The 17197-nt window shown below is 75.8% G+C and carries 14 protein-coding genes and 2 pseudogenes; 10 read left to right on the top strand and 6 right to left on the bottom strand.

Going from position 1 to position 17197, the window contains the following annotated elements; all coding sequences use genetic code 11:
- Positions 1-8 precede the first annotated feature (8 nt).
- Positions 9-1107, bottom strand: a pseudogene (locus LUW75_RS19690) (amidohydrolase family protein).
- Positions 1108-1202: 95 nt separating this feature from the next.
- Between LUW75_RS19690 and LUW75_RS19685 the strand changes: the two are divergent.
- The gene (locus LUW75_RS19685; RefSeq protein ID WP_250337740.1) at positions 1203-2315 is read left to right on the top strand and encodes a pyridoxal-phosphate-dependent aminotransferase family protein; all 1113 of its coding nucleotides are present in this window, start codon (positions 1203-1205) and stop codon (positions 2313-2315) included.
- A 448-nt stretch (positions 2316-2763) separates the two neighbouring features.
- Here LUW75_RS19685 and LUW75_RS24755 read toward each other — a convergent pair.
- The 3 genes and pseudogenes from LUW75_RS24755 to LUW75_RS19675 form a co-directional block, all read right to left on the bottom strand.
- A pseudogene (locus LUW75_RS24755) lies at positions 2764-3600 on the bottom strand (DMT family transporter); the annotation flags it as partial.
- A gap of 474 nt (positions 3601-4074) precedes the next feature.
- The gene (locus LUW75_RS19680) at positions 4075-4953 is read right to left on the bottom strand and encodes a helix-turn-helix transcriptional regulator (protein WP_250336797.1); all 879 of its coding nucleotides are present in this window, start codon (positions 4951-4953) and stop codon (positions 4075-4077) included.
- A 1058-nt stretch (positions 4954-6011) separates the two neighbouring features.
- Positions 6012-6956, bottom strand: coding sequence for a LysR family transcriptional regulator (locus tag LUW75_RS19675; protein ID WP_250336796.1), 945 nt, complete (start codon positions 6954-6956; stop codon positions 6012-6014).
- 479 nt (positions 6957-7435) lie between these two features.
- On the opposite strand from LUW75_RS19675, the gene ectA reads away from it, so the two are divergent.
- From ectA to LUW75_RS19650, 5 genes are all read left to right on the top strand, one after another.
- Positions 7436-7972 (top strand): diaminobutyrate acetyltransferase, encoded by a 537-nt coding sequence (gene ectA / locus LUW75_RS19670; RefSeq protein ID WP_250336795.1) that lies wholly within the window; start codon positions 7436-7438, stop codon positions 7970-7972.
- A gap of 167 nt (positions 7973-8139) precedes the next feature.
- A complete protein-coding gene (ectB, locus tag LUW75_RS19665) occupies positions 8140-9393 on the top strand; it encodes a diaminobutyrate--2-oxoglutarate transaminase (RefSeq protein WP_250337739.1) in 1254 nt (417 codons plus the stop codon).
- A gap of 84 nt (positions 9394-9477) precedes the next feature.
- Entirely contained in the window at positions 9478-9876 is a 399-nt protein-coding gene (locus LUW75_RS19660) for an ectoine synthase (protein ID WP_250336794.1), read from the top strand.
- A gap of 3 nt (positions 9877-9879) precedes the next feature.
- Complete coding sequence (gene thpD, locus LUW75_RS19655; RefSeq protein WP_250336793.1) at positions 9880-10737, top strand: ectoine hydroxylase; 858 nt, start codon at positions 9880-9882, stop codon at positions 10735-10737.
- Positions 10738-10781: 44 nt separating this feature from the next.
- Positions 10782-11246: a GNAT family N-acetyltransferase gene (locus LUW75_RS19650; protein WP_284453850.1), complete on the top strand. Its 465-nt coding sequence runs from the start codon at positions 10782-10784 to the stop codon at positions 11244-11246.
- Between the two features lie 185 nt (positions 11247-11431).
- On the opposite strand, the gene LUW75_RS24385 is transcribed toward LUW75_RS19650, so the two are convergent.
- Positions 11432-11554, bottom strand: a complete 123-nt coding sequence (locus tag LUW75_RS24385) for a hypothetical protein (protein ID WP_284453849.1) — start codon at positions 11552-11554, stop codon at positions 11432-11434.
- Positions 11555-11604: 50 nt separating this feature from the next.
- On the opposite strand from LUW75_RS24385, the gene LUW75_RS19645 reads away from it, so the two are divergent.
- The 4 genes from LUW75_RS19645 to LUW75_RS19630 all read left to right on the top strand — a co-directional run bounded on the left by LUW75_RS19645 (position 11605) and on the right by LUW75_RS19630 (position 15634).
- Positions 11605-12315 carry a hypothetical protein gene (locus LUW75_RS19645; protein WP_250336792.1) on the top strand — a complete coding sequence of 237 codons (711 nt, stop codon included), beginning with the start codon at positions 11605-11607 and terminating at the stop codon, positions 12313-12315.
- A complete protein-coding gene (locus LUW75_RS19640; RefSeq protein ID WP_250336791.1) occupies positions 12312-13607 on the top strand; it encodes a sensor histidine kinase in 1296 nt (431 codons plus the stop codon). Before LUW75_RS19645 ends, LUW75_RS19640 begins: the two co-directional genes overlap by 4 nt.
- On the top strand, positions 13607-14254 hold the full coding sequence (locus tag LUW75_RS19635) for a response regulator transcription factor (RefSeq protein ID WP_284453881.1): 648 nt from the start codon (positions 13607-13609) through the stop codon (positions 14252-14254). Before LUW75_RS19640 ends, LUW75_RS19635 begins: the two co-directional genes overlap by 1 nt.
- Positions 14255-14434: 180 nt before the next feature.
- Complete coding sequence (locus LUW75_RS19630; RefSeq protein WP_250336790.1) at positions 14435-15634, top strand: TerD family protein; 1200 nt, start codon at positions 14435-14437, stop codon at positions 15632-15634.
- 70 nt (positions 15635-15704) lie between these two features.
- Here LUW75_RS19630 and LUW75_RS19625 read toward each other — a convergent pair whose 3' ends face one another.
- Positions 15705-17162, bottom strand: coding sequence for a hypothetical protein (locus LUW75_RS19625; RefSeq protein ID WP_250336789.1), 1458 nt, complete (start codon positions 17160-17162; stop codon positions 15705-15707).
- Between the last annotated feature and the right edge of the window lie 35 nt (positions 17163-17197).

Raw genomic sequence — 17197 nt, 5'->3', positions numbered from 1 at the left:
CCCGCGGCTCAGACGACGACGCGGCCGTCGAGGACCACCCGCCGGGGCGCCGCCAGGACGCGGACGTCGGCGCGGGGGTCCTCGTCGTAGACGACCAGGTCGGCCGGGGCGCCCTCCTCCAGGGCGGGGCGCCCCAGCCAGGCGCGGGCGCCCCAGGTCGTGGCGGACAGCGCGTCGAGGGCCGGGATGCCGGCCTTGACGAGTTCGGCCACCTCCGACGCCACCAGCCCGTGCGCGATGGACCCGCCCGCGTCGGTGCCGACGAAGACCGGCACACCGGCGTCGTAGGCGGCGCGGACCGTGTCGTAGCGGCGCTCGTGCAGCCGGCGCATGTGGTCCGCCCAGCGCGGGAACTTCGCCTCCCCCGGCGGCGAGGTGCGGGAAGGTGGCGATGTTGACCAGCGTCGGCACGATCGCGACCCCGCGCTCGGCGAAGAGCGGGATCGTGTCCTCGGTGAGGCCCGTGGCGTGTTCCACGCAGTCGATGCCCGCCTCCACCAGGTCGCGCAGGGACTCCTCGGCGAAGCAGTGGGCGGTGACGCGGGCGCCGAGCCGGTGGGCCTCCGCGATGGCCGCCTCGACCTCGGCCCGCGGCCAGCAGGCGGTCAGGTCGCCCGCGTCGCGGTCGATCCAGTCGCCGACGAGCTTCACCCAGCCGTCCCCCCGGCGGGCCTCGCGCGCCACGTACGCGACGAGGTCGGCGGGCTCGATCTCGTGGGCGTAGTTGCGGATGTAGCGGCGGGTGCGGGCGATGTGCCGGCCCGCGCGGATGATCTTCGGCAGGTCGTCCCGGTCGTCGATCCACCGGGTGTCGGCGGCGGACCCGGCGTCGCGCAGGAGGAGCGCGCCCGCGTCGCGTTCGGCCAGCGCCTGCTTCTCGCTGGTCCCGGCGTCCACGGCGCCGTGCGCGTCGAGGCCGACGTGGCAGTGCGCGTCGACCAGGCCGGGCAGCGCCCAGCCGGTCACCGTGCGCACGTCGGCGGCGAGGGGCCCGGTGGGCCGGGTGTGGGTGACCCGGCCGCCGACGACCCACACCTCGTCGCGGACGTCCTCCGGGCCGACGAGCACCCGCCCCTTCACATGCAGTACCACCCTGCGATCGCTCATGCCCGCACTGTACGAGGGGGCTGGGTACGCTCGACAGGGCGCCCGTACCCCGAACCGAACGCACGACCGTACGAGATGTGGAGAGAGCAGCCGACGTGACCCGTTCCCACCCCTTCCTGGACCTGCCGCCGCTGACCGCGGACCGCTTCGCCGCCGTCGAGCGGCGCGTGGCCGCCCTCCTCGCCACCGGGCAGGACGTGGTGATCGCGCAGGGCGAGGCGCTGCTGCCGCTGGAGGGCTGCGTCCGCGGCGGCGCGCGGCCCGGCTCGACCGCGCTGAACGTCGTGACCGGCCCGTACGGGCAGACCTTCGGCCACTGGCTGCGCGACTGCGGGGCGACGGTGGTCGACCTGGAGGTGCCGTTCCACACGGCGGTCGCCGCCGAGGACGTGGAGCGGGCGCTGGCCGCACACCCGGAGACCGACTTCGTGTCGCTGGTGCACGCCGAGGCGGCGACCGGCAACACCAACCCGGTCGCGGAGATCGGCGAGGTCGTGCGGGCCCACGGCGCACTGTTCATGCTGGACGCGGTGGCGTCGGTGGGAGCCGAGCCGCTGCTGCCCGACGCGTGGGGCGTCGACCTGTGCGTGATCGGCGCGCAGAAGGCGCTGGGCGGCCCGGCGGGCGTCTCGGCGGTGTCGGTGAGCGACCGGGCCTGGGAGCGGTTCGCCGCCAACCCGGGGGCGCCGCGCCGCTCGTACCTGTCGCTCCTCGACTGGAAGGAGCGCTGGATCGACGCGGGACGGCGGGTGCTGCCGCACGCCCCGGCGCAGCTGGAGATGCTGGCGCTGGAGGCGTGCCTGCAGCGGGTCGACGCGCAGGGCGGCCTGCCGGTGCTGGAGGCCCGCCACGCGTCGGCCGCGGCGGCGGCCCGGGCCGGGGCGGTGGCCCTGGGCGCCGGCCTGGAGCCGTACGTGCGCGAGGCGTCCGAGGCCGCGCCGGTGGCGACCACGCTGCGCGCCCCGGCCGGGGTGGACGCCGCCGAACTGGTGGCGAGGGCGCTGGCGGCGGACCCGTCGGCGCCGCTGGCGGCGGGCGGCGGGGCGCTGGCTCGCGAGATGGTCCGCGTGAACCACTACGGTCCGGCCGCCACCCCGGAGGCGGTACGGGCCTGCCTGGACGCCCTGGGCACCGCCCTGGCGGGGCTGGGCCGCCCGGCGGACCCGCAGGCGGCGCGGGCGGCCGCGGCGGGGTCCTGGCGCCGGTGACGGCCGCCGGGCGGCTTCCCGTCGGTGTCGGTGAAGGCCCGTAGCGCGCGAGACGTCGCGGTCGTCGGCGTGATCGCCGCCGCGTCCCGCTCAGGGGTGCCTGATCGCGCCTCGGACGACCTCGCCGGTGTACGGCTCCCCGACGTCGGGGGCCGTCCCTGCGGTGCCACCGGTGGTGAAGGCGGTGACGTTCAGCTTCTGCCAGTCCCGTGGGTCGTCCCGGAGAACGACTGCGGTCCTCGTGTCCGCATCGGACGTGGTGGGGTGCCCATGGGGTGAAGCGTCCTTCAGCGGTTCCGTGTCGTGTTCCCTTCCGTGGCCGTCCGGCGGTGCCCACGCCGCCGTGCGCCGCTTGGGGGAAACCGCCGGTCCCGGGAGGTGCCGTCCCCGAACGGGTTCCGCCTCCGTCTTCGGGAGCGGCGTGCCGGGGCTGCCGGGTCAGGATGAGCAGCCCTGCGCATATTGCCGAGGCTCCCACCACCTGCGTCGCCGACGGCCGCTCATCCAGCACTACGAACGCCAGGATCACCGCGGCCAGAGGCTCCGCGAGATTGAGGGTGGCTACGGCGGTGGCCGGGACCCTCCTCAGCCCGCGGGCGTTGAGCCAGAAAGCAAGAGCGCTGGTGAACAGTCCCAGGTAAAGCGCCGTCAGCGCCCCTGAAGGGGTGGCCAGCCACGCGGGGTCGGAAACCAGGAGCACGGGGAGCAGCAGCATCCCGGACAGGGCGACGGCAATCGTCGTCACCTCGGTGACCAGCGCTCCCGCGTCGAGCAGTTCACGGCTGAGCACGGTGTACAGGGACACGCTGCTCCCTGCGGTCAGGCACAGTGCGAATCCCAGGGCGTCAGCTTCGGCCTCTCCCGCCACACCACTCGACGCGGCCAAGCCGGCGACGGCCAAGACGGTCGCCGCGTACCAGCGACCCGTCGGCTTCTCCTTGCGCAGCAGGTAGGCGGCCACACCGGTGGCCACAGGCACCGTGGCCACCGTGACGATCGACCCCATCGCAACGCCGACACGGCTGATCCCACTGAAGTAACAGGTTTGGTAGACCGCGACCGAGGCCCCCAGCAACACGGTGGTACCCGGGAAGCTCCGCGCCACCGTGAAACGGTTTCGCTGGCAGACCGCCAGGCACACCAGGAGGAGTCCGCCCACCAGCACCCGGGCGGCTCCCACCGCCGACGGCGACGCCCCCGGTCCCAGGGCCCGGGCCACACCACTCGTTCCGAACAGCGTGGACCCGGCCAGAACGGCCAGGACGGCTGTCGAATGCGGCGACATCCGCTGTTTCACCGACATCGTGCCTCCACTCCGGCCGCTGCGGCCGGCTCCTCGCGATCAGCCGACACATGATGCACCGACGCCAGCCGGGTGGTCTTGTAGGAAATTGATGCGGGTGGGGGAACGAGGTGACGAGCTGCGCACGGCCCTCGAACCTGCCGCCACCCGCCGCGGTGGGGACCGGGGCCGAGCCGGTCCCGCCTCCCCCGGCGCCGCCGTTGCGCGCGGGGCGGTGGCCGCCGGACCCGGGCCGGACGGCTCCGGCGCGTGCACGGGCTGAACGCCCCGTACACCGACCGCGCCGTACTCGCGCGGCAGATCCGTCCGCGGGGAACAGCAGCGCCGCGCCCCGGCCGTTCTCTTCGGTGGCCGGGGCGCGGCGGGCGGCTGGTCCCCGCGGTTCCGTCCCCGGGCCGGGCGACGACCGCCGGATGCCGTTCGCTCCCCGCGCGCATCCGATGCGCTGGGACCTCGTCAACCCCGCGTCCGGCTACCCGAAAGCCCCGTATCGCCCCGCAGGAACCGGCCGGGGGTCACCCCCGTATGGCGTTTGAAGACGCGGGTGAAGTGCGCCTGGTCGTAGAAGCCCGTGCGGTGTGCCACGTCGACGGGCCGCACCCCCTCGAAGAGGAGCGTTCGCGCCCGCCAGACCCTTAACTGCGTCTGGTAGGCGTGCGGCGACATTCCCACTGAGGCGGAGAAGGTGCGGACGAGGTGGTGAACGCTGACCCCGCAGATACGGGCGAGTCGTCCGAGCGTGATGTCCTCATCCGGGTGCGCATGGAGGTAGTCACGTGCGGTGCGCGCGACTCGCGTCATCCGCCCGGCCGGATCGACGCGGTCGGAACCGGCGGAGACCTGGTCGGCCAGGGCGCGGCCGACGTCCAGCAGCGCGGTCTCACGGGCGAGGGCCGACGCGTGGGAGGCGAGCGCGTCATGGGCTCGCGCCAGGGAGCGGACCAGCCGGGCACCGGGCAGTCTCCCGCTGTCCGGCAGGCGGGATGTCGCGGTCGGCGAGCCGAGCATTTCACCTGCGAAGCCGGGCTCGACGTACAGCACGCGGTACCGGTAACCCTCGGGGGTGGCCGCTCGGCCGGTGTGGGGTTCTCCCGGTCTGATGACGAAGGCGGCGCCGGCCGGCACCACGTGCTCTCGGCCCGCGCACTCGAACGCGGCGGCCCCGGAATCGACCAGGGCGAGCGTCATGCCCTCGTGGGCGTGACGGGCATATCTGTGACGTCGGAAAAACGCGTGCAGCACCTCGACGCCCGCCACCGGCGGACGCCAGAGGACTGCTCGATCCGCGCGGTGCGCTCCGTCTTCCGCCTCGACCGGCAACGGGCTCGGAGACATGGGCCCAGGTTAACCGCCGCCCTCGACGTGTCCACCGCACCGACGCCCCTGCCCCTCAGGGACGTCTCGGAGCCGTCCTGCAGGACGGTGTGCCCACCGGTTCCGACCAGTGTGACGCGCCGGGAACCGTGAACTGCGGAGCTTGTCCGACGTGGTGCGAGGGTGAGGCGGCACGGTGCCGTGCCGTGGTCGCCGGTTTGTCGCAGCGGCCGGTTCCCGACGGACCGTGATCGCCCGTCGCGCCGTCGTCGCCTTCGTTCGCCCCCCGTCCGCGGGGCGGGGGCACGGTCCCGGTCGATGAGCGAGCGGTGTCCACGGCCGTGGGGTCCGTGCCGGCCGGCGGATGTGCCCGGCGGCATCCGCCGGAGACGTCCGGTGTCCCGCCGGCGACCGCGCACCGCCGGTCCTCCGCATGGACCGGGAACGGGCTGTGGCGGCGGCACCGGGCCGTCCTGGACGAACCCGGAGTCCGCGGCGGGGTGGACTGGACCTCGGCGGTCGTGGGCGCCGCCTCCGCCCGTACGGGAAGAGGAGCGCCGACCGGGCGCGATCCGGTCGGCCGGGGCGAGAGGAGCGGCGGGCTCCACGTCCTGTCCGACGCGCAGGGCTCGCCACCGGCGCTCGGCGTCCTCGGCGCGAACGTCCACGTCAGCCGGGCGCTGCCGTCGTGGACCCCGGGCGCACCCGCCGTCCGCTCCCGGCGCGGCCCCCGCGGACGGCCCCGGCGGGCTCCGCGCCGGCAGGGCGTACCGCACTCGGCCGAGCGGCTGAAGTGGCTGCGCGAGCGGGGCCTCCTCCCGCGTACGCCCCGGCATCGAGTCCGGCGAGCGCCTCGGCCGGTACCGCTGGAAGGCCGGTACCGCTGGAAGGCCGGTACCGCTGAAGACCGAGCGGTCGGTCCCGTGGACGTCCGGCCGACGTCGCCTGACCGTCCGGTACGAGCGAAGGAACGGCCGCTCCCCGGACCTCCCCGGACCCGCGGCAGCGCCGACCTGCTACGAGAAGCTCGCAGAACCCACCGCGTGAGACGCCCTCCCGTGCTCACGGTCTCCGGCGCGTCACACCAGCCGGAGGCGGTCCCGGCCGGGTGCGGGCGGAGCGGCCCCGGAGCGGGGCGCCGGGCCGCGCGGGGGCTCGGCGGTGGCAGCGAGCGCCTCCAGCAGTGCCCGGACGGCCGGGGTGGGGCGGCCGGGCCGGACGGCCAGGGAGACCGGGACGCGCGGCGCCCTCAGCGGGCGGAAGGCCAGGCGGCGGTCGCGCGGCAGGGGTCCCGCCGGGTGGAACACCGTCCAGGACGGTTCGGCGGCGGCGGCCAGGGCGTCGAGGGTCGCCCGGAGGGTGGTGAACGGCGGTCCGGGCGTCCAGTCCGGGAGGACGGACGCGAGCAGGTCGTGGAGGGCCGGGTTCGTCTCGCGGGGGGCCAGCCGCAGCGGCAGCCGCGCCAGCCGGGACGGGTGCGGCTCGTCCAGCGAGGCGAGCGGGTGCCCGGCCGGCAGGGCGGCGAACAGCGGCTCGGTCCACAGGGGGTGGAGCACGACCCCCTCCGCGCTGCGCACCGTCCGGACGAGCGCCGCGTCGAACGTGCCCGAGCGGACGGCGGCGAGGCGCCCCTCCTGCGGCGCGCGCTCCAGCCGCACCCGCAGCCCGGGCCGGCTCCCGGCGAGGGCACCCAGCGCGCGGTACACGCGGTCGGCGAAGGCCCGGCTGCTGCCGAGGCGCACCAGTCCCCCGGTGCCGCCGGCGATGCCCGCGGCGGTCTCCCGCACCCGGCCGACCGCCGCGAGCGCGGCCCGCACCTCGGGCAGCAGGCGCTCGCCCGCGGCGGTGAGCCGTACGTGCCGCGGCGGCGCCGCACGGTCGAACAGGCGCAGACCCAGCGCCCGTTCCAGTTCCTCGATCCGGCGGCCCACCTCCGCCTCGGCCGCCCCCAGCCGCTCGGCCGCGCGGTCGAGGCCGAACTCCTCGGCCACGGCGACGAAGCACTCCATCTGACGCAGTTCCACGGCCGCACCCACCCGCCCCTCGCTGTCCGCCGCCCGCCCGCACCGTACCCGCGGGGTACGCGGCGGCGAAGCGCGGGCACGGTGGCCCGCCCCGGACACCGGGCGGGCCGCCGGGGCCGTGCGGCGCGTCGCACAAGAGGACGGCGGTGTGTCCCCCCGCAGATATGCGGATGCCTTCCGAACGCATTAACGGCGCATTCTCGCGGGTAGCTTCCCGCGTTCTCCTGCCCGCTTGACGCGATCCTAAACAGGAGTTTTCCGAAACGATTCCGCAACCTCCCTGACGATGCGTCACACACATCCGGCCAGCGTGACGCATTCCACATCGCGATCGTTTCGTCAGTACATTTCACCCTAATCCATCCGTACTCCGGCTCCCTCCGCCCGCGCTCCGCGTACGCGTGATAACACGTCGACGCTTTCCGCCCAAGGGCTCACGCCGATGCAATCCGGGAAATCACTGGGTAAGTTCGATCCGCATGACCACCGCACAAGCAGACGCTGCACGTGCCCGACACGAATTCATCGAAAGCCCGCGGGTGGAGGACGGAGCCGCCATCTGGCGAATAGCCCGCGACTCCGAGGTACTGGACCTGAACTCCTCCTACAGCTACCTCCTGTGGTGCCGCGACTTCGCCGCCACGTCCCTCGTCGCACGCGGCGGGGACGGGGAGCCGGTCGCGTTCGTCACCGGCTACCTGCGCCCCGACCGGCCCGGGACGCTGGTCGTCTGGCAGGTCGCCGTCGACCGCGGGCACCGCGGCCGCGGACTGGCCGCGGCCCTGCTGGACGCGCTGACCGCGCGGCTCGCCGACCGGGGCGTCCACACCCTGGAGACGACCGTCACCCCGGACAACACCGCGTCCGACCGGCTGTTCACCTCGTTCGCCGAGCGCCGGGACGCCGCGCTGGAGCGCGAGGTCCTCTTCGACGGCCGGCTGTTCCCCGAGGGCACCCACGCGCCCGAGGTGCTGTACCGCATCCGGCCCGTCGCCGGCGCCGGCCCGACCGGCTGAGCCCCGAGCGGTCCCGCACCGCCCGCCCGACCCCCTTCCCCTCACTCCAGGAGCGATCAGCCGTGACCACCGCCCCGTCCGCCGGGCCCTCCTCCCCCCGCCAACGCCCCCTCCCCCGCCGGGACCGCCTCCACCCGGGGCCCGGACCGCGGCGCCGCGGTCTCCCCCTGAGCGTCTTCGAGGCCCTGGAGTCGGAGGTGCGCAGCTACTGCCGCGGCTGGCCCACCGTGTTCGACCGCGCGCAGGGCGCCCGCCTCACCGACGAGGACGGCCGCACCTACCTGGACTTCTTCGCCGGCGCCGGCTCCCTCAACTACGGCCACAACAACCCCGTGCTGAAACGCGCCCTCCTCGACTACCTGGAGCGCGACGGCCTCACCCACGGCCTCGACATGGCGACGACGGCCAAGCGCGCCTTCCTGGAGGCGTTCCACGAACTCGTCCTGCGGCCCCGGGGGCTGCCCTACAAGGTGATGTTCCCCGGCCCGACCGGCACCAACGCCGTGGAGGCGGCGCTGAAGCTGGCCCGGAAGGTGAAGGGGCGGGAGTCGATCGTGTCGTTCACCAACGCCTTCCACGGCATGTCGCTCGGCTCGCTCGCCGTCACCGGCAACGCCTTCAAGCGGGCCGGCGCGGGCGTCCCGCTGGTGCACGGCACGCCGATGCCGTTCGACAACTACCTCGACGGGCGGGTGCCGGACTTCCTGTGGTTCGAGCGGCTCCTGGAGGACAGCGGCTCCGGACTCAACCGGCCGGCCGCCGTCATCGTCGAGACGGTGCAGGGCGAAGGCGGCGTCAACGTGGCCCGCACCGAGTGGCTGCGGGCGCTCGCGGACCTGTGCCACCGTCGCGACATGCTGCTGATCGTCGACGACATCCAGATGGGCTGCGGCCGCACCGGCGGCTTCTTCTCCTTCGAGGAGGCCGGCATCACGCCCGACGTCGTCACCGTCTCCAAGTCCATCAGCGGCTACGGGCTGCCGATGTCGCTCTGCCTGTTCAGGCCGGAGCTGGACGTGTGGGGACCGGGCGAGCACAACGGCACCTTCCGCGGCAACAACCCGGCGTTCGTCACCGCGACCGCCGCGCTCGGCGCGTACTGGGCGGACGGCGGCCTGGAGCGGCAGACCCTCGCACGGGGCGAGCAGGTGGAGCAGGCGCTGCTGACGATCTGCGACGAGAACTCCGCGGACGGCGCCCACTACCGGGGGCGCGGGCTCGTGTGGGGTCTGCAGTTCGCCGAGGAGGAGCGGGCCGCGCGGATCTGCCGGCGGGGGTTCGAGCTGGGGCTGCTGCTGGAGACCTCCGGTCCGGAGAGCGAGGTGGTGAAGCTGCTGCCGCCGCTGACCATCACCCCCGGGGAGCTGGACGAGGGGCTGCGCACGCTGGCCCGCGCGGTGCGCGAGACCGCGGCCCCCTGAACGGCGGGGCCGCCCCGCCCGCGCGAGGACGCCGATGGCCTCGGGAACGCCGAGGGACGAAACGAAACGAGAGGTGCAGTCACCGTGATCGTCCGATCGCTGCAGGAGATCGAGGACACCGAGCGCCACGTGAGGTCCGCGTCGGGGACGTGGGAGAGCAAGCGGCTCGTGCTCGCCCGCGAGAAGGTCGGCTTCTCCCTGCACGAGACGGTGCTGTACGCGGGCACCGAGACGTCCATGTGGTACGCGAACCACGTCGAGGCCGTGCTGTGCGTCGAGGGGGAGGCGGAGTTGACCGACCACGGGACGGGCGAGGTGCACCGGATCCGGCCCGGCACGATGTACCTCCTCGACGGGCACGAGCGGCACACCCTGCGCACCGTGACCGACTTCCGCTGCGTGTGCGTCTTCAACCCGCCCGTGACGGGGCGGGAGGACCACGACGAGAACGGCGTCTACCCGCTGCTGACGGAGGAGGACTGACCGGTGGAGGACCTGTATCCCACGCGCGGCACGGCCGAGACGGTCACGCCCCGCCGCGACCCGGTCGTGTGGGGACCCCCGGACCCGGAACTGGAGGCGTTCGAGCGGGACGGCTTCCTGCCGGTGGAGGACCTGCTGGCCGACGAGGAGGTCGCGGTCTACCGGGCCGAGCTCGACCGGCTGGTCGCGGACCCTGCCCTCCGGGCGGACGAGCGGTCCGTCGTGGAGCCCCGCTCGCAGGCCGTGCGGTCGGTGTTCGAGGTGCACCGGATCAGCGAGGTCTTCGCGGAGCTGGTGCGGGACGAGCGGGTGGCCGGCACGGCGCGCCGGATCCTCGGCTCGGAGGTGTACGTCCACCAGTCGCGGATCAACGTGAAGCCCGGGTTCGGGGCGTCCGGGTTCTTCTGGCACTCGGACTTCGAGACCTGGCACGCCGAGGACGGGCTGCCGCGGATGCGTACCGTGTCGGTGTCGATCGCCCTGACCCGCAACCGCGACACCAACGGCGCTCTGATGATCATGCCGGGGTCGCACCGGACGTTCCTCGGGTGCGCGGGCGCGACGCCGAAGGACAACTACCGGAAGTCCCTGCGGATGCAGGACGCGGGCACCCCGTCGGACGGGGCCCTGACCCGTCTGGCGGACGCGCACGGCATCCGGCTGTTCACGGGCCGGGCCGGGTCGGCGACGTGGTTCGACTGCAACGCGATGCACGGCTCGGGCGACAACATCACCCCGTATCCGCGCAGCAACGTCTTCCTCGTGTTCAACAGCGTGGAGAACACGGCGGTGGAGCCGTTCGCGGCGCCGGCGCGGCGGCCGGAGTTCGTCGGGGCGCGCGACTTCGCCCCGGTGCGGTGAGCCCCGCCCACGGGGCCCCGGCGGCGGGGGGCTCCGGTGCTCCCGTGTCGCTGCGGCCGGTGACCGCCGGCGACCTCGACTACCTGTTCGCGTTGATGCGGGATCCGTCGGCGCGCCGCATGGCGGCCTTCGTCTCCGAGCGCTCCGGCGACCGGGCCGCGTTCGACGCGCACTGGGCGCGCCTCCTCGGCTCCGGGGACGTCAACCGGATCGTCCTCCCGGGCGGCGTGCCGGCCGGGCACGCCGCCGTGTACGGCCCGCCCGGCGAGCGGGAGGTGACGTACTGGATCGACCGCGCGCACTGGGGGCGGGGCGTCGCCACCGCCGCCCTGGCCGCCCTGCTGGACCTGGTCCCCGAGCGCCCGCTCCACGCGCGTGCGGCCGCCGACAACGCCGGCTCGATCCGCGTCCTGCGCAGGTGCGGGTTCGAGATCACCGGGTACGACCGGGGCTGGGCGCACGCGCGGGGAGCGGAGACCGGCGAGGTGCTGCTGACCCTGCCGGCCTGAGCCGGTCCCACCCCGGGCGATCCCCCTCCGCCGCGCGGTGGAGGGGGATCGCCCGCCGGCAGGAGGTGCCGGGGCCGGCCGGGCGGGAGGGTGGACGGTATGCAGAGGACCCCGCCCGCCGCCCCCCGCCGCCCCGGCGCCGCCGACCGCGTGCTGCGCGCCGTCGCGATCGCCGCCTGCCTGCCCTACCTGGCGCTGAAGACCGCCTGGCTGGCCGGCAGCCGCGTCGGCATACCCGAGGGCAGCCTGCTGCTGGAGCATCCCCGGCTGGTGGCGGCCGCCAACACCGTGACGCTGCTGATGGACACGGCGGTGATCGTGCTGACGCTGCTCCTCACCCAGCGGTGGGGGGGAGCGGGTGCCCGCCTGGCTGCCGGCCTTCCCCGCGTGGGCGGCGACGGGCCTGCTGCTGCCGATCGCGGTCGGTTTCCCGCTGAACGCCCTCGCCGGGCTGGTGGGGGGCGGGCGGCCCGCGGCGGGGCCGCCGGAGCCGTTCCTCGACGCATGGGTCTTCACGGTCGTGTACGGCGGTTTCCTCGTGCAGGGGCTCGCCCTGGGCGCGCTGTTCGTCCGGTACGCGCGGCGCCGGTGGAGCCGCCTGTGGCGGGGTGCGGTCCGGGACCTCCCGCCGCGCGTGTCCGGCCCCGGGACGCGGGCCGCCGCCGTCGTGGCCTGGCTGGTCCTGGTACCGGCCACCGCGGTGCACCTGGGCTGGGCGACCGGGGTCGCGGAGGGCCCCGCCGCGCTCCGGACCGCCGGTGCGGCGGGCTTCCGCGCCCTGGAGGCGGCGCAGGTGCTGTACGCGGCGGCCGCGGCGGCCGGGACCGGGCTGCTGGTGTTCCGGCGCGGCCGCGGGCTGCCGGTGTGGCTGCCGCTGGCGCCGGGCTGGGCCGGGTCGGCGGCCCTGGGCTGCTGGGGCGGCTGGCGGTTCCTCACGGCGCTCGCGCCGGTCGCCGGTCCGTCGGGGGAGCCCGCCGCGCTGCTGACGCTCGTCTACGCTGGCGACATGATCGCGGGGATGACGCTGGCCGGGTGCGTGGCCCTGGTCCTGCGCAGGCGCGCCGGGTGAGCGTCCGGTCGCGCCCGGCGGGCGGGCGGGCGCGCCGGGCGGCGGCGGCGCTGCTGGGGCGCCGGGCGCGGCTGCGCTGGGCGCACCTCGTCCTGGGCGGCGCGCTGCTCATGCCGTACTGGCTGCTGTCGGGGGTTCTCCTGTCGCCGTTCACGGACCGCTCCGGCGTCTTCGCCGGAGCGCCCGGGGATCAGTTCGGGGCGTACCTGCTGGCGCTGCCGATGGCCGCGCTCACGGGGGTCGTCCCGCTCGTCCGGCCGATGTCGGTGGCGGCGGCACGGGTGCTGTGCGGCGTTCCGGCGGAGCTGCTCGCGGACTCCCCGGCCGCGTCGCGGGCGGCGAAGGCCCGGACGGCCGCCTGGTTCGCGCTGCACGTGGGGCTCGGCGGGCTGGTGAGCGGGGCGTCGCTGGCGCTGCCGCCGTTCGCGGTGGTGACGATGGCGCTGCCGTTCTCACCGGCCCTGCGGGAGTCGGAGACGGGCAGGGCGTGGGGCCTGCACCACGAGTGGTGGGTGGCCCTGGGGGTGCCCGCCGGGCCGCTGATGCTGCTGGCGCTCGCCGCGGCCGCGGCCGCGGCGGGGGCGCTGCTGGCGCGGTGGGCGCCGGTGCTGCTCGGGCCGACGCCCGCGGACCGGCTGGCGGCGGCCGAGCGGCGCGCCGCCGAACTCGCCGCGCGCAACCGGCTCGCCCGCGAACTGCACGACTCGGTGGGCCACGCGCTCAGCGCCGTCACCCTCCAGGCGGGCGCGGCGCGCCGGGTCCTCGACGCGCCCGGACCCGACCTCGCCTTCCTCCGCGAGGCGCTGACGGCCATCGAGGAGACGACGCGCCGCACGGTCGGCGAACTCGACGCCGTCCTGGGCCTGCTGCGGCACGGCGAGGACGACGGGGAGCTGCCCGGGCCGGGCCTGGAGGCGCTGGACACACTGCTCGCGCACAGCGGCCTGGAGGTGGCGTGCGCGCTGGAGGGCGACCCGGTGGCCGCCGCGCCGGAGCCGGTCTCCCGGGAGGCGTACCGGATCGTGCAGGAGGGGCTCAGCAACGCGCTGCGCCACGGAGGGGCCGCGCCGGTGTCACTGCGCCTGCGCGCGGCCGACGGGGAACTGGAGGTCACCATGGAGAACCCACTGGCCGGCCGGGCGCCTGCGGTGCGGCCGGGAGGCGGCCGGGGGCTGCGCGGGGCCGCCGAACGGGCGGCGCTGCTGGGCGGGCGCGCGGTCGGCGGCCCCGCGGAGGACGGCGCCGTGTGGCGGCTGACCGCACGCCTGCCGCTGGCGGGGGGCCGCCGGTGATCCGCGTGGTGCTCGCCGACGACGAGCGGATGGTCCGCACCGCGCTGCGGGTCATCCTGGCGGCCGAACCGGACATGGAGGTCGTCGGGGAGGCCTCGACCGGCGCGGAGGCGGTGTCGGTGGTGCGCGGGCTGCGGCCCGACGTGGTGCTGATGGACGTCCGCATGCCGGAGGTCGACGGGATCCGCGCCACCGAGCAGCTCCTGGCGACGATGCCGGAACCGCCCCGGGTCGTGGTCGTCACCACCTTCGAGAACGACCAGTACGTGTACGACGCGCTGCGCGTCGGCGCGGCCGGGTTCCTGCTGAAGCGGGCGGGTGCGGAGGAGCTGGTGACGGCGGTGCGGCTGGCGGCGCGCGGCGACTCCCTGCTGTACCCGGCGGCGCTGCGCGGCCTCGCCGCGGCGTACGGGCGGCGGGGGGCCGCGCCGGCCGCCCCCTGGGTGGCGCGGCTGACCGAGCGGGAGGCCGACGTGCTGCGGCTGATGGCGACGGGGCTGGCGAACGCGGAGATCGCCGCGCGGCTCGGTGTCGGGGCGGCGACGGTGAAGACCCACGTGGCGGCCGTACTGGCGAAGACGGGGGCCCGCGACCGGACGCAGGCGGTGATCGCCGCCTACGAGTCGGGGTTCGTCACCCCGGGGTGAGCCGCCCCGCCCGCGGGGAGCCGGGGCGGCGGACGCGGGTGGCGGGGGTGGCGCTGCGGGAGGGCCGGGGCGGCGCCGTGGGACGGGAGGGCGGGGCGGGCGGTGGACGCCGGGGCCGGCGCGCCCGCCGGACGCGGCGGGTGGGGGAACGGCAGAGCGGGTTCGGTCGTTATGGCGGTCATGACAGCTATGACCCCCGGCTCGAACATCCCCCTGTCCGCCGCGCGCGTGGCGGTGGACGTCGCCGCCCCCGTGCGGCTCGACGTCTCGGGCCTGCTGCTCACCGTCCGGGGCAAGGTCCGCTCCGACGACGACTTCGTCTTCTACAACCAGCCGTCGGCCCCCGGCGTCACCCACCGGTCCGGCGGCGGCGCGGCGCCCGACACGATCACCGTCGACACCGCCGCCGTCCCCGCCGACGTCGAACGGATCGTCGTCACGGCGAGCCCGGACGCCGCGGGGCAGACGTTCCAGGGCATCGAGCCGACCGCGACGATCCGCGACGCCGCTTCCGGCGCCGTGCTCGCGACGTTCACCCCGCCCCGGCTCGGCGCGGAGACGGCGCTGATCGTCGTCGAGGTGTACCGGCGCGGCGGTGCCTGGAAGGCCCGTGCGGTGGGCCAGGGGTACGCGAACGGGCTGGCGGGCATCGCGACCGACTTCGGCGTGACCGTCGACGAAGCACCGGCCGCGGCCCCGCCGCAGGCCCCGGCCCCCGCGGCCCCGGCCCCCGCCGCCCCCCGGGCGCGGGCCGGTTCCGCCGCCGCTCCCCCGCCGCCGGCCGCCGCTCCGCCGGCGTCCGGGAAGATCAACCTGGACAAGGGCCGGGTGAGCCTCCGGAAGAACCAGACGGTGTCCCTGGTGAAGGGCGGCCGCCCGCTGCTGTCCCTGGTCAAGATGGGCCTCGGCTGGGAGCCCGCGTTCCGCGGCAAGGACATCGACCTGGACGCGTCCGTCATCGCGTACGGGCCGCGCCGCGACCACCTGGACAGCTGCTACTTCGGCAAGCTGACCGTCCTCGGCGGCGCGGTCCGCCACTCCGGCGACAACCTGACGGGAGAGGGAGCGGGCGACGACGAGGTCATCACGGTCGACCTGGGTCGGCTGCCCGCCGAGGCGACGGGCCTGGTCTTCACGGTGAACTCGTTCTCCGGCCAGAAGTTCACCGAGGTGGCGAAGGCGTACTGCCGGCTGCTCGACGCGGCGACGGGCGACGAGCTGGTCCGCTTCGACCTGACGGGCGCCGAACCGCAGACGGGCGTCATGATGTGCAAGCTGATCCGGCAGTTCTCCGGCGAGTGGGAGATGACCGCGATGGGCACGTTCGTGAAGGCCCGCACGGTGCGCGGCATGGTCCGCCCGGCGGCGGAGGCCCTCTGACGGGCCGGCGCCCCGGCCGGGTTCCCGGGCGGGGCGCCGGCCGTACGGGGACCGGTGCGGCCGGCGGGCTTCAGGAGCCCGCGCGGGAGCGGGCCCTGAAGGCCGCCTTCCGGGCGTCCTTCGCGATCCGCTTGTCGCGGTGCAGGCGCCCCAGCGCCTCCAGCACCTCCGGCGTCGAGGGGTGCTCGACGCGCCACACCTCGTCGAAGAAGCCGCCGTGACCGCCCGTCAGCCCCTCCACGAGGTCCTGGAGTTCCTCCAGGTCGCCGTCGGCGTCGAGCTGGGCGGCGATTGTGTCGACGGCCAGCCAGAAGACCATCGCCTCGGACGGGGGCGGCACGTCCGCCGCGCCCCGCTCGGCGAGCCACACCCGGGCGAGCCCGCCCAGTTCCGGGTCGTCGAGGACCTCCCGCACGGCGGGCTCCGCCCCGGGCCCCACCAGGGACAGTGCCTGCTGGCAGTGGAGCCGGCGCAGCGGCGACCCGGTGTCGGCGCCCCTCGCCGCGGCGAGCAGTTCGCGGGCCGCCGCGACCGGTTCGCGCCCGGCGAGCCACCGCTCCGTCTCGGCCCGCGCCGCCGCGGGCGGGAAGGCACCGACCGCGCCGAGCAGTTCGTCCGCGCCCCGGCCGGCGAGTTCCCCGACCGCCGGGGCGGCCACCCCGGCCTCCAGCAGCCTGCTGCGGACCCCGTACAGCCCGAGCGGGGTGAGCCGCACCATGCCGTACCGGGCGACGTCGTCCTCGTCGAGGTCGGCGGGCGAGGGCTCGTCGGGGGCCTCCTCCGCCATCAGGGCCTCGTCCACGGGCCGGTACTCGACCAGCCCCGTCGGCTCCAGGATCCGGAACTGGTCGTCGAGCCGCATCATCGCCCGGGAGACCTGCTGCAGCACGTCGTCCGTCGGCTCGGTCATGCCGTCGGGGACGATGACGGAGGCGGCGAGCGCGGGCAGCGGCACCGGCCCGTCGCCGGGCCCGCCCTCGGCCGCGGTCAGCGCGTAGAGGTTGGCGAGCACCTCGTCCAGGAGCTCCGCCTCCGCCGCCGTGTTCCGGTCGAGCGCGCCGGGACCGGCGCCGCCCCCCGCCGCGGCCGGGACCTCCGGCGCCCCGGAGCTGTCCACGACGGGCGCCGCGGCGTCGGCGAACACGGTCTCCAGGCCCTCCAGCCAGAGGGCGAGCACGTCCCGCGGGGCCCCGCCGGTCACCAACGGCAGGGCGTCCCCGGCGATGACGGTGCCCGTGCCGCCGTCGCCGGGGCCGCGGACCTCGACGAGGCCCGTGTCGACGGCGACCCGCCACGCCCCGCTCGCGCACGCCTCCCCGTCCTCCTCGTCCGCGAGGCCCAGCGCCTCGGCGGCCGCTCCCAGTTGCGCGTCGACGAGTTCGCCGTCCGTGCCGACCCGGGTCTCCGGTCCGGCCCAGCGGGCGAGCCGGACGGCGCGCGCCAGCACGGGGGCGGCCAGCGCGGCCCGCGCCAGTTCGGCCTCCGGTCGGAGCCGCACCGGCGGGAGGGTCGGACGGTCTGAGGGCATGGGCGGCGTCTCCTCGGGGCGAACGGCGGTGCGGG

The organism is Streptomyces sp. MRC013 (genome assembly GCF_023614235.1).
Lineage (GTDB): Bacteria > Actinomycetota > Actinomycetes > Streptomycetales > Streptomycetaceae > Streptomyces.
Note: the sequence above shows the minus strand (reverse complement) of the source record. Positions and strands in the feature narration are given on the sequence as shown.